The sequence below is a fragment of the Candidatus Uabimicrobium helgolandensis genome (assembly GCF_041508025.1).
Classification (GTDB): domain Bacteria; phylum Planctomycetota; class Uabimicrobiia; order Uabimicrobiales; family Uabimicrobiaceae; genus Uabimicrobium; species Uabimicrobium helgolandensis.
The window spans coordinates 5677216-5693139 of record NZ_CP165719.1 but is presented as its reverse complement, the minus strand read 5'-3'; the positions used below and the strand labels follow the sequence as shown (position 1 = coordinate 5693139).

10 protein-coding genes, 1 pseudogene and 1 CRISPR repeat array are annotated in these 15924 nt (G+C 33.9%); of the genes and pseudogenes, 9 read left to right on the top strand and 2 right to left on the bottom strand.

Annotated features, from left to right (window positions below):
- Positions 1-7 precede the first annotated feature (7 nt).
- From cas1 to cas4, 3 genes are read left to right on the top strand one after another with little or no spacing between them, the layout of a single operon-like run.
- On the top strand, positions 8-988 hold the full coding sequence (cas1, locus tag UABHE_RS21010; RefSeq protein ID WP_372365246.1) for a CRISPR-associated endonuclease Cas1: 981 nt from the start codon (positions 8-10) through the stop codon (positions 986-988).
- Positions 989-997: 9 nt separating this feature from the next.
- Complete coding sequence (gene cas2, locus UABHE_RS21005) at positions 998-1288, top strand: CRISPR-associated endonuclease Cas2 (RefSeq protein ID WP_372365245.1); 291 nt, start codon at positions 998-1000, stop codon at positions 1286-1288.
- Positions 1288-1869, top strand: coding sequence for a CRISPR-associated protein Cas4 (gene cas4, locus UABHE_RS21000; RefSeq protein ID WP_372365244.1), 582 nt, complete (start codon positions 1288-1290; stop codon positions 1867-1869). The genes cas2 and cas4 overlap by 1 nt, the downstream gene beginning before the upstream one ends.
- Positions 1870-2087: 218 nt before the next feature.
- A CRISPR array of direct repeats spans positions 2088-7576; the repeat unit is 37 nt; unit sequence CTCAATGATCATCTTCCATCAAAACAAGGATTGAAAC.
- Between the two features lie 101 nt (positions 7577-7677).
- Here cas4 and UABHE_RS20995 read toward each other — a convergent pair.
- A pseudogene (locus UABHE_RS20995) lies at positions 7678-8792 on the bottom strand (IS630 family transposase).
- A 362-nt stretch (positions 8793-9154) separates the two neighbouring features.
- Between UABHE_RS20995 and UABHE_RS20990 the strand changes: the two are divergent.
- From UABHE_RS20990 to UABHE_RS20975, 4 genes are all read left to right on the top strand, one after another.
- Complete coding sequence (locus UABHE_RS20990) at positions 9155-9739, top strand: hypothetical protein (RefSeq protein WP_372365243.1); 585 nt, start codon at positions 9155-9157, stop codon at positions 9737-9739.
- 138 nt (positions 9740-9877) lie between these two features.
- Positions 9878-10159: a hypothetical protein gene (locus tag UABHE_RS20985; RefSeq protein ID WP_372365242.1), complete on the top strand. Its 282-nt coding sequence runs from the start codon at positions 9878-9880 to the stop codon at positions 10157-10159.
- A 341-nt stretch (positions 10160-10500) separates the two neighbouring features.
- Complete coding sequence (locus UABHE_RS20980) at positions 10501-11502, top strand: leucine-rich repeat domain-containing protein (protein ID WP_372365241.1); 1002 nt, start codon at positions 10501-10503, stop codon at positions 11500-11502.
- Positions 11503-12119: 617 nt separating this feature from the next.
- Positions 12120-12737: a hypothetical protein gene (locus tag UABHE_RS20975; protein WP_372365240.1), complete on the top strand. Its 618-nt coding sequence runs from the start codon at positions 12120-12122 to the stop codon at positions 12735-12737.
- A 491-nt stretch (positions 12738-13228) separates the two neighbouring features.
- Here the strand turns inward: UABHE_RS20975 and UABHE_RS20970 are convergent, their stop codons facing one another.
- A complete protein-coding gene (locus UABHE_RS20970; protein ID WP_372365239.1) occupies positions 13229-13867 on the bottom strand; it encodes a DJ-1/PfpI family protein in 639 nt (212 codons plus the stop codon).
- Between the two features lie 128 nt (positions 13868-13995).
- Between UABHE_RS20970 and UABHE_RS20965 the strand changes: the two genes are divergently transcribed.
- Positions 13996-14892 carry a LysR family transcriptional regulator gene (locus tag UABHE_RS20965; protein WP_372365238.1) on the top strand — a complete coding sequence of 299 codons (897 nt, stop codon included), beginning with the start codon at positions 13996-13998 and terminating at the stop codon, positions 14890-14892.
- A gap of 93 nt (positions 14893-14985) precedes the next feature.
- Positions 14986-15924, top strand: a complete 939-nt coding sequence (locus UABHE_RS20960; RefSeq protein WP_372365237.1) for an archaemetzincin — start codon at positions 14986-14988, stop codon at positions 15922-15924.

The window sequence follows — 15924 nt, the reverse complement described above, 5'->3', positions numbered from 1 at the left end:
AGTGCGTATGGAGTTATATTTAAATTCATTTGGTAGTTATTTATACAAATCAGGAGAATTATTTCTCATAAAAATTTCCGACAAAACAAAAAAGATGTCTCCCAAGAGATTATCTTCTATTATTATTTCAAGTGCAGCAACAATATCGACAGATGCTATCCAGTTAGCAATGGAACATAACATCGATATAATATTCATAGATAAGTATGGTAATCCTTATGGACGAATTTGGTTTCCCAAAATAGGTAGCACTACTTATATCAGAAGGCGCTTACTTGAAATATATAATGATGATTGTGGATTGGAATTTGTTCTCGAATGGGTGCTACAAAAAGTAAATAACCAAATAGATTTTATCAAACTGCTTCTTTCAAAACGTCCACAAAAAAAGCAGTCTTTTGATAAAAGGATAGTAGCGATGGAAAAGTTAAAATCCAAGTTATTATCATTAACAGGTAAGTTATCTGAAAATTCAGCGCTGATTATGGCATATGAAGGAAATATTTCTCGTTATTACTTTGGAGCCATGTCTGACTTACTTCCAGAAAGATATGCCTTTAAAGGCCGCAGTAGTCGGCCAGCTAAGGATACCTTTAATGCATTTTTAAACTATGGTTATGGTATTCTATACAGCAAGGTGGAAAGAGCTCTCATTATTGCGGGATTAGATCCTTACATAGGCTTGCTTCACAGCGATAACTACAATAAAAAATCTCTAGTTTTTGATTTCATAGAATCATATCGAATATTTGTAGAACAACCTGTTTTTTACTTGTTTTCGAGGTGCAAAGTCAAAAAACAACACTATAAACAAGTAAAGAATGGTTTTCAATTAAACGAGGAAGGAAAGAAATTTTTTGTAGCAGAACTTTTAGAACATTTCAGCAAAACAACGCGACATAAAAGTCGCAATATTCAGCAAATAAATCAAATCCAGCTAGACGCACATGCATTTGCAAATGAATTAATCGCTGACAACTCGTTTTAAGGAACTATTATGCTAGCATGGGTATTTTATGATATCACTTTAGATAAAGCACGAAGTAAAGTTGCTAAAGCTTGTGAAGAAGCCGGTATATACCGCGTACAAAAGTCTGTTTTTGTCGGAAAATTAAACAAAGCGCAAAAAAGAAATTTACAAACCTTCATTGAAGATCAAATTTCGAAAGAAACGGATTCGGTTTATATTTTTTCTATGTGTAAAGAACACTTCAATAACTGCTCTCTTCTGGGCCAAGCATTTGACAAAAAGCTAATTAGCGCAGAAATAAAAGGATTGTTTCTTTAATGAAAGAGTTTGTTACGCCTTCCGAAGTAATAGAATATCTATATTGTCCGCGATTTACTTTTTTTATGAATGTATTAAAAATCAAACAACACGAAGAAAAAAGAACATTAGTAAACAAAGGGCGCGATATTCATTTGCATAAATTAGCAACTAATAAAGAATATTTGAGAAAAAAAATAGGATGTATTTCAAAAGAAACAGATGTGTATCTAAGTTCTGTAAAACTAAGACTGGTAGGCAAAGTCGACGAAATATTGTTCTTCCATGAGCAAGCAGCTCCGTTAGATTACAAATATACTTTTTGGGAAAATAAGGTATACCTAACTCTGAAAATGCAGCAAACGTTGTATGCTATGCTTATAGAAGAACACTATGGTATTTCTGCCCCAAATGCCTATTTAGTTTATATTAGAAGTAAAAGTCATATAGAAAAAATTGCCATAACTTCTCAAATTAAAAAGGAAGCCAGAAATATTGTAGAAAAACTATTTGAGATAATAGATAAAAACTACTATCCTAAAAGAACAAAAGTAAAAAGTCGATGTTTTGACTGTACATATAAAAATATCTGCACACAGTAAGTGGTTGCGTTCTTTGACAATTATAAATTGCCTAGGCGGAAATTATTTCTATTTATGATAAAAATTACTTGCTTAGCTTGAAATAAAAAGGTTTACTTACTATCTTAGTTTGTAATTTGAGTCGAAATTTGAGGTTATACGGATGTATAAAATGCGATTATGTGTGCTGAAAAACGTTCTACATATGCGACAACTCAATCATTCTTTAGAAAAAACGGCTCAATGATCATCTTCCATCAAAACAAGGATTGAAACAACTCTTCTAACTCTTCTTTTTGTCTCGTTTCAAACTCAATGATCATCTTCCATCAAAACAAGGATTGAAACCCGCAGAAGCCTATTTGGCAGCGCTGGTTGATACTCAATGATCATCTTCCATCAAAACAAGGATTGAAACAAAGTGCGGGTGTGCGGGAATTTCTAAATTTTTTTCTCAATGATCATCTTCCATCAAAACAAGGATTGAAACTTAATTCTCCCTTCTTCGGAGGGGGAACGTTGTTCTCAATGATCATCTTCCATCAAAACAAGGATTGAAACGAAAATGTTCGCGAAGAAATGGGTGGCATATATGAAACTCAATGATCATCTTCCATCAAAACAAGGATTGAAACATAGCAGGACAACTCGATGCATTAGGAAAAAAATCTCAATGATCATCTTCCATCAAAACAAGGATTGAAACTCTTCCAATGCACGCTTCTCATTGATAAGAGAATCATTAGATGTACGAAGATAGACTCAATGATCATCTTCCATCAAAACAAGGATTGAAACATGATGGTGGAACTATAAAAATCAGAAAAGCAGACGCTCAATGATCATCTTCCATCAAAACAAGGATTGAAACGCTTGATCAGAAAGTTTTCCAAATGCCTCTTCTACTCAATGATCATCTTCCATCAAAACAAGGATTGAAACTATTTTCTGCGCCATAATGCCTAACCCTTGGCTGTGCTCAATGATCATCTTCCATCAAAACAAGGATTGAAACAGAACATCATCTAAACTAACGACCTGGTCAAAGGAAACTCAATGATCATCTTCCATCAAAACAAGGATTGAAACAGCGCGACGACGATTTGGTTTTGTTTGTCAAGGCTGTACTCAATGATCATCTTCCATCAAAACAAGGATTGAAACTCCTCAGTGCCATAATGTATTTTCTTGTGTCAAATATCTCAATGATCATCTTCCATCAAAACAAGGATTGAAACTTAAACTTATCTGGCGACTCTCTGCGAAATGTCATCCTCAATGATCATCTTCCATCAAAACAAGGATTGAAACTTACGACAACGCTATTCTGTCGGAGTAGGTGTTATGCTCAATGATCATCTTCCATCAAAACAAGGATTGAAACTGCTTGCTATTGCTTTTCCAGACAGATCTCGGTCAATCTCAATGATCATCTTCCATCAAAACAAGGATTGAAACGTACACATGGAAGTTTTGCCGGTTTTTAGTTTTGGGACTCAATGATCATCTTCCATCAAAACAAGGATTGAAACCTTTGTAATCATTTATTGTTTTTAACGTGCTCTTCTACTCAATGATCATCTTCCATCAAAACAAGGATTGAAACAACAAAAAGAATCCTCAGAACAATCAACACAACCATCTCAATGATCATCTTCCATCAAAACAAGGATTGAAACATGTTAGAACGTACTTTTATTGTTAATACTAAGAAAGACTCAATGATCATCTTCCATCAAAACAAGGATTGAAACTGACTTCTGCCTCCCCTCCCTCCCGCGTTGCGTGAGCTCAATGATCATCTTCCATCAAAACAAGGATTGAAACAAAAAATGAGTACAATTGCTGGTGTCAACATTAAACTCAATGATCATCTTCCATCAAAACAAGGATTGAAACTATATTTATTTTTTCATGTTGCTCTAGGGACAGAGAGCTCAATGATCATCTTCCATCAAAACAAGGATTGAAACGACCTCAAGGCGCTAAGGCGTTTAGAGACCAAGCAGCCTCAATGATCATCTTCCATCAAAACAAGGATTGAAACATTTTTCTAGGCGTCTCTCTGTAATTTGTTGTAGACTCAATGATCATCTTCCATCAAAACAAGGATTGAAACCCCTCTTGTCCACCGCACAATCCATTATCTCTGTAGCCTCAATGATCATCTTCCATCAAAACAAGGATTGAAACTTGGCTAGAGAACGTAGCGCGGCTACGCCGCAAGCGCGGACTATGTCTCAATGATCATCTTCCATCAAAACAAGGATTGAAACTAGGAGGTGGCTATATTCTAGCCATGAACATGATTTTCTCAATGATCATCTTCCATCAAAACAAGGATTGAAACAAAAGTGGGGAAATGTTCTAAATCGTTTAGCTGATTAACTCAATGATCATCTTCCATCAAAACAAGGATTGAAACCGATAATTTCTCTCTGGTTAAGATAAAAAGTGCAACCGCTCAATGATCATCTTCCATCAAAACAAGGATTGAAACTACCTATACACTCAGCCCAATATATTGGCCTTTCTTCTCAATGATCATCTTCCATCAAAACAAGGATTGAAACGAGGGAAAGTATATCTTGCTGCGGGAGAAAAAAGTATATTCTCAATGATCATCTTCCATCAAAACAAGGATTGAAACGTTTCTAGTGAAGCAAAAAACGGGAAGCATGTGGTCTCAATGATCATCTTCCATCAAAACAAGGATTGAAACCGAGAAAACGAGAGACCAAAACGAGTGCTTCAAGGTACTCAATGATCATCTTCCATCAAAACAAGGATTGAAACTCCCTACAGTAGATATAGCCGTCGAAAAACGAAAACCTCAATGATCATCTTCCATCAAAACAAGGATTGAAACTCCGCGAGCTCATATTGTGGCCCACAAATCCAAATTCTCAATGATCATCTTCCATCAAAACAAGGATTGAAACCAATGAATATCTTCTCTATAGTAAAGGTCTCTCCGTTCTCAATGATCATCTTCCATCAAAACAAGGATTGAAACTTCTCCCTTTACTGCTTTCGGAGAGCTTGCGTCTACTCAATGATCATCTTCCATCAAAACAAGGATTGAAACTCACAATCCCAGATATGGGTATTTGTTTGACTGAAAACTCAATGATCATCTTCCATCAAAACAAGGATTGAAACATTATCTGAAGCGTAATTGGCAAACACTCTTCTTCCAATTCTCAATGATCATCTTCCATCAAAACAAGGATTGAAACACGAGGCAAATAAGCCTTGCGTGGGATATTTCGTTCTCAATGATCATCTTCCATCAAAACAAGGATTGAAACTTCCATCGTCAGCAATGCAAAAATATTCGAACGTTTCTCTCAATGATCATCTTCCATCAAAACAAGGATTGAAACTCTTGGCTCACACTATTAGCAACACCAACTCCTTAAGCTCAATGATCATCTTCCATCAAAACAAGGATTGAAACGTCAAAATCCCTGCATTGATATCTCGATACACCTGCTCAATGATCATCTTCCATCAAAACAAGGATTGAAACCCTGGGAACAATAAAAGTGCCGCAAGAAAAATACCCAGGCTCAATGATCATCTTCCATCAAAACAAGGATTGAAACCTCCTGCCAGAGAAAATAAAATAGGTATATCTTTTACTCAATGATCATCTTCCATCAAAACAAGGATTGAAACTGGTTTACGGTTTGTGGTTGATTTCTTTAGCGGAAAAGCTCAATGATCATCTTCCATCAAAACAAGGATTGAAACTCTTGATTCGGCTTTTGTACAGCTCAGGACTATATTCTCAATGATCATCTTCCATCAAAACAAGGATTGAAACCGTTCCTAAGAATTCCAACATGCGCATCTAAAAGATCAGAAACTCAATGATCATCTTCCATCAAAACAAGGATTGAAACTCGAGTGAAACATCTTGATGAAGTGAGCGAAAACTCAATGATCATCTTCCATCAAAACAAGGATTGAAACCACATTTCCTTTACTGCCTTGCGAAAGCAGAAGTACACTCAATGATCATCTTCCATCAAAACAAGGATTGAAACTCGAGTGAAACATCTTGATGAAGTGAGCGAAAACTCAATGATCATCTTCCATCAAAACAAGGATTGAAACCACATTTCCTTTACTGCCTTGCGAAAGCAGAAGTACACTCAATGATCATCTTCCATCAAAACAAGGATTGAAACAAAACTGCTTCTGCTGAATCTATAGAGAATATCAACTCAATGATCATCTTCCATCAAAACAAGGATTGAAACGCGAGGCTTTACATCGTGCCGGATACTATTTCATGACTCAATGATCATCTTCCATCAAAACAAGGATTGAAACTGGGAAGCTTTTTGGAGATATAGGTTGTATAGCTGCTCAATGATCATCTTCCATCAAAACAAGGATTGAAACCTGCCTTTTGAAGTAGATCTGACAATTTCTTTGTCCTCAATGATCATCTTCCATCAAAACAAGGATTGAAACATTATCTAAAGCGTAATTGGCAAACACTCTTCTTTCTCAATGATCATCTTCCATCAAAACAAGGATTGAAACTTGAAGACTAGGTTCCGTGACTTGTTTAGTAGTAATTCTCAATGATCATCTTCCATCAAAACAAGGATTGAAACAAGTGTAGTCATAACAATGTAATCTTGGTATGTTGTCTCAATGATCATCTTCCATCAAAACAAGGATTGAAACAGCAATTGAAGCAAAAACCAAACCGATCGCTTCGCATTCTCAATGATCATCTTCCATCAAAACAAGGATTGAAACTTTTTTTTCTATTATTTTTTCGATTTGCCCTGTAACCTCAATGATCATCTTCCATCAAAACAAGGATTGAAACTTCCGTAGCCTCTAGTTTTCCAGAACTGCGCCGCGGCTCAATGATCATCTTCCATCAAAACAAGGATTGAAACTCATTTGCGTAGAGACAGAAGATATACACAAAACCAACTCAATGATCATCTTCCATCAAAACAAGGATTGAAACTCACTTACAAGAACATGTCGCGCTCTATGTTTTGTTCTCAATGATCATCTTCCATCAAAACAAGGATTGAAACTAAGCGTTGCGCACACAGGGTTATTATCTTTGTAACGCTCAATGATCATCTTCCATCAAAACAAGGATTGAAACTTTTTCCGGCAACACTTCGAGACGCTACAGAAGCACCGCTCAATGATCATCTTCCATCAAAACAAGGATTGAAACACTCTCACCGCCGCTCTTCGCTTATTCGTCTAAAACTCAATGATCATCTTCCATCAAAACAAGGATTGAAACTGGTGTGCTTAGGAATTTCAGCGGGTATTGCAGAATCCTCAATGATCATCTTCCATCAAAACAAGGATTGAAACTTAACATACCTGGAGCTTATAAATGGCGTAGACATTCTCAATGATCATCTTCCATCAAAACAAGGATTGAAACTGGTTGGCTTCTTGTCTCTCCACTTTTCGTACTCGTACTCAATGATCATCTTCCATCAAAACAAGGATTGAAACAAAGCTGCGGCTTTTCGGATTCCCTGACACTAGTCTCAATGATCTCTTCCATCAAAACAAGGATTGAAACAGATTACCTATACCGTCAAGATCCTCTATATCAATGCTCAATGATCATCTTCCATCAAAACAAGGATTGAAACTTCGTCACGGTTTGCATGGTGAAACCTTTCTAAACTCAATGATCATCTTCCATCAAAACAAGGATTGAAACCTTGATAATCTAGTACTCCATAAAGTTAATTGTGAGCCATCTCTCTAACTCCCATGTTTCTTTGTTTTTCAAGAACTGTGATTAGAGAGGGTTTATAAAAACTATATGTTGTCAGGATAGAATTTATTCAATTTGATACGAGCATCATTCTTTGTAAATTTCCAATTTATAGTGCAATGTTGTTTATTTCGGTATCGTTCCCAAAAGAGTACTTCTTTTTTTAGCTTTTCAATAGTAGGAATACGGCGATTTAAGCATTGTTTAGAAAGAGCAGAAAGCTCAATTGCAACCATATTAAGCCAGCTAGCCTTCTTAGGCGTATAATGATAGTCAAATCTTTTTGCTAATCTAAAGGCTTCTTCTGCAGGAAAAGCTTCATAAAAAGAGCCATTTGTATGAGTATTTAAATTATCTTGAACTATCCTTATACTATCAGCATCTGGATAATACTTATCAGTAAGTTCTTTCAAAAAATGGGCATAATCAACTTTTGTTCTGCGCTCTTTTATTTCGATATATCGCCAACCAGATAATCGCTCGAAAGCTACAAATGCACAGCAGGTACCATTACGTTGATATTCTGAATCTTCGCGCTTTGGTCGACCTCGTTTGCTCTTGACTGGTCTTGTAACCTCTTCTAAAAGTTGGCAAGGACGTTCATCTATACAAACCACAGGTCTTTTAGGGTCGTATGGCTGTGAATATAAATCTAGAATATTCTCCATGCGCCATAAATATTCTGCATTAATCTGGCCAATACACCATTGCTTTTTTAACCAAGGCTTAAGTTCATTTTTTTTAGCAGCGTTCCCACATGCGTATGTGAAATAGATTCGATCAACTTTAGCTCTACTAATTTGTTAGCTAATAATTTTAGGCTCCATTTACTAAAGCCTTCAGGAGGTTCTGAGCACGCTATTGTTGCTAACTGAGTTTCTAAACAACTATCTATTTTACTCGGTTTACCGCTACGAGGTTTTTCTCCTAGAATAAACTCTAAACCTTCATCAATGTAGCGCTTACGAATTCTATAAACTGTTGGCTTACTGCTTTTTAGAGCTTTCACTATTTCGTTAACTGTTTTTCCTTCATTGGCCAATAGTAAAATACGCGCTCTTGTTATTGCTCTTGCTGATCTCTTTCCACTCTTTACATAATTTTCTAATTGTTTTTTTTCTGCTTTTCTAAGCTTAATCTTATATTGTCTTCTTCGCATTCCTAGCTCCTTAAAGTAATAAAAGCTAGATTATAAAAGATTTACAAGGCAGATTCAAAACTAACTTTACGGAGTACTAGGTAAAATTTTCAATATTAATTTACCATCCAGTAAGGAGCAGATAAGAGTTTTACAAAAAGAGATGTTGGATGAAAAATAATTCGTAAATTGTTATGTTCATACTGTTATTTGAAGTAGTATTTCTTGAAGCGTACTGTTTATATTCGCAACCTACATAAAGACCATTCTATTGAAATAGTTTGGTTTTATTTTATTTTCGTAAACTATATTGTGATTAACCTTAGCTTGGTTAATCGCAATGTTACGATACAACAAGTACTAAATAGAACAGGGGTAGAGAAATGACTGTTCAAAGGAAAAAAACAATAATAATATTATTTTTATTCATACTAATTGGGTTATACAAATCTTCTGGATTTTACGCTTGCTCGATTTGTTATGAGACTGCTTTTATAGATAGAGTAGGTAGTTTTGGTATTGCTTTTTTCTCCGAAGTAGAACCGCAAAAAAATGATATTTATAAGTTTATGACTGACATACAGATAGTTCCATCTCATAAACATCGTTGGCATTGCTACGAAACTTCTCTAACTAATATTTTTATACATAGAGAACATTTTTCTTATTCTAAACACCATCCGTTAATGAAGTTCGATGAAAAAAAGATAAAAAAATTTGATAACTTTTATCAATTTTTCGGAAAAGAAAATACAAAAAAATTATTTACTTTATATAAAAGCAAAAAGATAAATTTTGAAAATATATTTCTTAAACAATTTCCATACAAAGAGATTACAAATTCAGATTTTGCTTCTTGGTGTAAAGGAAAGAATCGTATAAAAAATCTATTTCCTCAAATTGTCCTAGATGATAATCAAAAATGGCTCAATAAAATATACAAAGATTTTATTGAGGATCAAAATTAAAATGGTGGGTCAGACTGACAAATGGAAATATAGATTTTAATCCTGATTTTTACTTTAAATATTCAGACTTGGTAATGGATGCAACAAAAACATGGCCTTTTAAAAAAGTTCTAGTTTTGGTGCCAGACAGACTCAGCAATGGAAAACTGGCGCGAGTCGGGTGTTGTTCATTTGGATGATGGACATGTTCGCATTGGTGCTAGTTTAAAAAAAGCAGATGTGCCACCTGATGGGTTCGTCGCAAATACTGCAGGTCACGCTTACATTTATGATCACATGGGATTAAACAAAAGTAACAGAGTATTAGCTTTTACCTTAAAAATGAATAAAAAATACAAGGGAAGTAAATTTGATATTATATATAAATCTGATAGCGTTAATGGAGAGATAAGTTTTATTAACCAGACTTGTAGCGCATGAATAGTATTCAACAGTACGTTCGCATATAAAAACTACAACGGGCCCTCTGTGACACAAAATGAGCACTAACTATTTAGTGCTTAAACAGACTCAATATAACTCTCTACAATTTTTACATGTAGAGAGTGAACTATAATTTAAATTGACCTTCTTCTCCTCTATCCCCGTCGCTATTAATTTCAGCCCTCACTCTACTCATAAGGGTTGAAGTTGATAGCAGAGGGGATTGAGAAGGTCTATATCTTGAACTTGAAGGAAGAGGTCCCGATTATACTGTGAGCTTAATTGTAAATTAAAAAGTGTTTCACTTTTTGAGGCACATTCCGCGCTATGGAGAAAGCATGTCAAAAGTAAATGAAAATTTGCATTTAGCAGAATTGAAAAATAATTTTATCTATAAGTCATGTGTGTTTAATTTGCAAAAAATTGTAAATGATGTTTCTAAATGTGAGTTTCACGAATGTACTTTTGAAAATGAACAATTAACTTTTGTACGAACTAATGAACTTGTATTTGAAAAATGTGAATTTTACGAATTAAATCTCTTCGATTGCAAGAATATATCTATAAAAAATAGTAATGTTAAGTATCTTAATATTCAAGGAGCAACAGATGATAATGAAATAAATTTTATTACTAATACCAATGTACAAAAATTAAAATTGTCTTTACAACTTAATCAAATCCCTCAACAGGTCTTTAGCTTCAAAAACTTAAATTTTCTTGATTTGGGAGGTAATCGAATTACCAATATTCCCGAAGAAATAGTAAAAATGCAAAAACTTGAAATATTAAATCTTCGTAATAATAGACTGAGTGCATTAAAAACAAAATTACCAAAAAATCTTTGTTTTTTAAAACTATTTGGTAATTTTATACAAGAAGAAGATCTAAAAGATTTAGATGAAAAATACAAAAATTGCAAAATTGAAAAAACAACAGAAATTTTAGATTTAAAGCTACCTAAAAGATTGGTTTTTACTAGTAAAAATGATGGAGCCATATTTAAAGATTTTGTATCGCGTTTTTTTATTAAAAGACTAGTTTCTTACGCAGATGAAGTTTATATTTTTACATTGCCAGCAATTTATATTCTTAGAGATGTGAAAAAGTATTATAAATTTCGATATGCATTTAATAATATGTTTGAAAGCATTGACTTAGATCAGGCATTGTGGATTGGAGAATGCGATATTGGTTCAGATATTCCAATTATTCTCGACTATCAAAAAAATAAATCTAGTCCATCTGTAAGAGCTTTAGTAGGGAATAAATGGGTAACGTGGGCTCCAAGTTTTTCTAGTTTTTTAAATAAAATTGGGCCAAAAGGATGGTTTGCGTAAAACGTACAAAAGAAATCGCTTCTAATAATTCTGGTACCAGAGAGCGTCCAGCAAAGCTGTAGTTATCTGGTGCGACTCGTTCTTCCTAAACCATTGCAAAATGGGGGTAAAAGGCAATTTTGATGTAAAAAAATTGATAACTTGATATTTTTAATATCGATGTCAGTAAACGGTACTGTAAGGCTTAATTTAAAGCAATTGCAAGCAAGTAGTCTTTATGAAGACTGTGAATAAAGGCTTTGCAAAAGTAACTACATCTATTTACTTTATTTAAATTACATGCCATTCAATAAATAATCGATTTAGATTTTTTCTGCCAATATTTTCGTTTTTTATACTTAGTTTAGACTTAAAAATAACAAAATAAGAGTTCTTTCTTATTTTATTGAGCGATTAACAATATAATCTTTACAAAGTCTTTATTTTGTCAATGACTTACCATTGAATTAGCGTTGAATGTTTCTAGTTACTATCTCTTAGGTCGACTAGTTACTGATTTCCTGTTTCTCTATATCTAAGTACCGTTTACTGGCGCTGCTCAGGCTCGAAAAACATTTTTAGTGATGATAGGCCCTAATTCAAAAATAGTAACCTAAACCAATTGAAAAGGACAATCAGTGAATAAAAAAAATGACATTATTTGTTTCGGTGTGCTTTTTTTAATTATCATATTAGTGTGGTTTATGGTTAATTTTTCTACACCAGAAGAAGCAAAAAACCTAATTGATGAAAAAACAATAAAAGAAATGGCTATTGATTTTGTAAATAATGGTTTAACAAAAAGTAATGTAAAATTCACAATCATGCATCTTAATATAGAACCGCCACAAGAAACACAAAATACAACTTCATTGATAAACCACTACTTGCAAATAATTAAATATACCAAATCTCGCGGACAGCTCCATAATTTCTTAGAAAGTCTTGACTCTCAAGGAATTGTATTTGTCAAAAGAAACGGATGGTTAGAGGTCGGAGATGAAAATTTTAGCCAACAGAAAATAGCCAGTTTAGCCGCTGATTTAACGAAGGGGTGGGTTTCAAAAAACACGGTTGATTTTACCTTGTATTCTCTAGGTATAGATATAAAGCAACAAGATAAGCAAAAATATTTCGTTAAGATATTGCAATTTTTAAACAAGAAAAGAATGATAAAACAATGGCTCATAAAACTCAGCGACGATGAAATTATAATTGCAAAAGAATGGCTAAAGAAACTTAATACTGCCAATTGATCAAAACACTACCGGTAAAAGCCTTGTATTCCGAATCATAGAGAAATCAAACTATTGATTGTTCTTTTAATTAGGAGTTACAAGTTTCGACGTTTTATAGACTAGAGTATCGACATGTCCTGGTAATTTTTTCTTTTTTTGCGTTTTTTTTCTTTTTTCTGAATCTTTGTTACAACGCGATTCTTAAATAAACCCCTCAAAATCTTTTAGAGCCTGTTACAAAATTCGTTGAGGATGAAAATTCGAGTATTTTAGCTTCTAATAAAGCATTTTTTAATAAAAAAATAACAAAATCAAAAGTTTAAAAAAATAATTTTGCGCCTTAAAATAATTTTATAACAGACCCTTAGTTATTATAAAAAAAGTAGTTAGGGTTTTTCAAACAATTCACTCATAGTATGTTATACATTCAAATCAACAAGTTAATTGTGCCATCAAATCCAAATTTAAAATTAGAACGCTTGATCAAGCGTTCTGCTATTATAGTAATCCTAATTTCGAACCTCTAAATGCTTGACAATAGTTTCTGCAAATAGCTTAGCTGAGATAGGATCTCTCGCTGTAATTAAATTTCCATCGATAACCACATGAGGTTTGCCTTTTTTTCCCGGGCTAAACTTTACTTTCCCCATAACAACTAACAGTCCTACAACTCTTTTGTATCCTGTTACTTTTTTACCTTTTGCAACAGGATTACCTTTGCCATCGAGATTATTTGCGACACCTAGTAATCCGGTAGCTGAGCAGATCAAAGCTACGATTTTATTTTGCTTCATCGCATCTGTGAGAATTTTGTGTATATCTTCATTGGGGAAAAAATCTTCCCATGCTCCGTTTCCACCAACAAACACAATCGCGTCGTATTTAGAAACATCTACTTTTTTAAAGGTAATGTTCGCGATAATCGCAGGATACTCGGCTATTTTTCTTCTATCAGGTAACACTGGATAGAGATATTTTGATGCGACCTCTATTTTGTATTTGGATTTTTCAAATAAATCTCTAGGAGTGTAGTATTCTTTAGGATGAAATCCATCTGATACCAACATCAGTATTTTTTTCGCTGGCTCTTCTGTATAAGCACAACACGAAATAAACAGAGCCAATAGTACAAAATATAATCTTTTCATTTAATTTCCTTTCAAAATTTTATTCGAGCTGTTTTAATCAACTTATTGTAGATAAACACACTTTTTAATATTATTCAAAACATATGATTTTATATTAGATATAATTTTTGGTTATACCAAGGTGCGCAATGGAACTCTCTAATTTAAATTTGAATTTGTTAATGTGCTTTAAAGTTGTTGCAGAACAACTTTCGATTTCTAAAGCTTCAGAAATTTTATTCATAACCCAGCCTGCTATAAGTTCTCAAATAAAAAAATTAGAGATCTACTTAGAGGAACGTTTGTTTGATCGACATAATCGAGGATTGCTACTAACACCGACAGGAGAGTTACTATTACAAAAAGTGCAAGAAATGCATTTCATTTTAGAAAATACTATTGAAGCTGTACAAAATTTACAAAATAGTGTAAAGGGACCACTACATCTAGGTACTTACACAACTATTTCTTCATACCTACTACCAAAAGTTCTCGCCGATTTTTTGGATGGTTATCCTGATATAAGAATCACTTATTCTTACGAAAGCACAAATACTATTCTTGAAAAAGTAGCAAAATACCAAATAGACTGCGCTGTGCTTAGTGATATTCCCAATGATAATAGACTGGTAATAAAGCCTTTTTTTCAAGATGAACTACTCTTCGTTGCTTCTACAAAAAACAAAGAAATTCCACAACATATAGAAGCGAAATACCTTCAAGAAGTACGTTTCTTATCATATCCACTCAGATTCGATTACTGCTACAAAACAGTGGAAAAAAAGTATGGTAAATACTTAGAAAAAGCTTTTTGTCCAATAGAAACCACAAGTTTTGATACTCTAAAACAATGTGTGTTAGAAAATTTAGGTGTTACTTTTATGCCAAAATACTTAATAACAGAAGAGCTAAGAAGTGGAAAATTGAAACGCGTTTTAATTGGGAAAGAAGAGATTCCCATTACTTTTTTCTTTGTTACTCATAAAAACGTTAGTAAAAAAGTACAAGTTCTGCAAAATTTTATTGAAAAAGCTTTTACAGTTTAGAAAAACATGAAGTAACAACCTTTTAGCGCTGGTTATCTTAGAATAATTGCTTTGCAAATATTTTTTACGAAAATTCATATGAAGGGGATTTACATGAATAGATATGTTGTAGTGATTTTACTTTTTTCTTGCATAATTATTACCTGTGGTCAAAATGAGCATTCTCTGAATGTTTCTCATTTGGATAAAAAATTACAAAAACACCATTTTGACATTGTAAATGAACTGCATAAACCGTTTATCGACTTAGTTAAGATACATCAAACTTTTCATCCAGGGGGACCTGGCGATTGGTATGCGAATAAACAGGAGCCTGGGCAAACCTTCTATGAATATAAACAACGTAAGAAAAACGAGGCATGGACTACGATTTATATACAGAAGATAGGACAATTTTCACCTGAACAGGAAAAAATCGTTACGCTTGTTACTCGTTATATTGGTGCATTTTTTCAGGTTCCGGTTAAGTTTACTAAACCAATTCCTTTGGAAAAAATTTCGCCCAAAGCTCGACGTGTCCATCCGTCTTGGGGAGATAAGCAAATTCACACTAAGTATATTTTGCGAAAAATTTTGAGGCCGCGTCGCCCTAAGGATGCAATTGCTTATATTGCACTTACTAGTTATGACCTCTATCCTCGCGCTAGTTGGAACTTTGTTTACGGACAAGCATCGTTGGTAAACCGTGTAGGTGTTTTCTCGATGTATCGAAATGGTGACCCTGCGGAGTCCAAGGAAATGTTTCGTTTATGTTTTTCAAGAACGGCCAAAACAGCTACTCATGAAATTGGCCACATGTTGGGTATTCGCCACTGTATTGCTTTTGATTGTTGTATGAACGGCTCAAATAATCGCAGCGAGTCAGACAAGCACCCATTATGGCTTTGTCCGATGTGTTTGAATAAAGTAAACTGGTTTTTACCTTTTAATATAACAAAGCGCTATGATGAATTAGCTACTATTCTAGAATCACTCGGTTTAAACCAACAAAAATTTTTACGCAAATCAATTAAATTACTTGATGGGAAATAA

What these genes read in the sequence shown, in the direction of transcription:
- cas1 (WP_372365246.1), top strand. Translation starts at nt 8, where the DNA reads ATGGAGTTATATTTAAATTCATTTGGTAGTTATTTATACAAATCAGGA.
- cas2 (WP_372365245.1), top strand. Translation starts at nt 998, where the DNA reads ATGCTAGCATGGGTATTTTATGATATCACTTTAGATAAAGCACGAAGT.
- cas4 (WP_372365244.1), top strand. Translation starts at nt 1,288, where the DNA reads ATGAAAGAGTTTGTTACGCCTTCCGAAGTAATAGAATATCTATATTGT.
- UABHE_RS20990 (WP_372365243.1), top strand. Translation starts at nt 9,155, where the DNA reads ATGACTGTTCAAAGGAAAAAAACAATAATAATATTATTTTTATTCATA.
- UABHE_RS20985 (WP_372365242.1), top strand. Translation starts at nt 9,878, where the DNA reads ATGGAAAACTGGCGCGAGTCGGGTGTTGTTCATTTGGATGATGGACAT.
- UABHE_RS20980 (WP_372365241.1), top strand. Translation starts at nt 10,501, where the DNA reads ATGTCAAAAGTAAATGAAAATTTGCATTTAGCAGAATTGAAAAATAAT.
- UABHE_RS20970 (WP_372365239.1), bottom strand. Translation starts at nt 13,867, where the DNA reads ATGAAAAGATTATATTTTGTACTATTGGCTCTGTTTATTTCGTGTTGT.
- UABHE_RS20965 (WP_372365238.1), top strand. Translation starts at nt 13,996, where the DNA reads ATGGAACTCTCTAATTTAAATTTGAATTTGTTAATGTGCTTTAAAGTT.
- UABHE_RS20960 (WP_372365237.1), top strand. Translation starts at nt 14,986, where the DNA reads ATGAATAGATATGTTGTAGTGATTTTACTTTTTTCTTGCATAATTATT.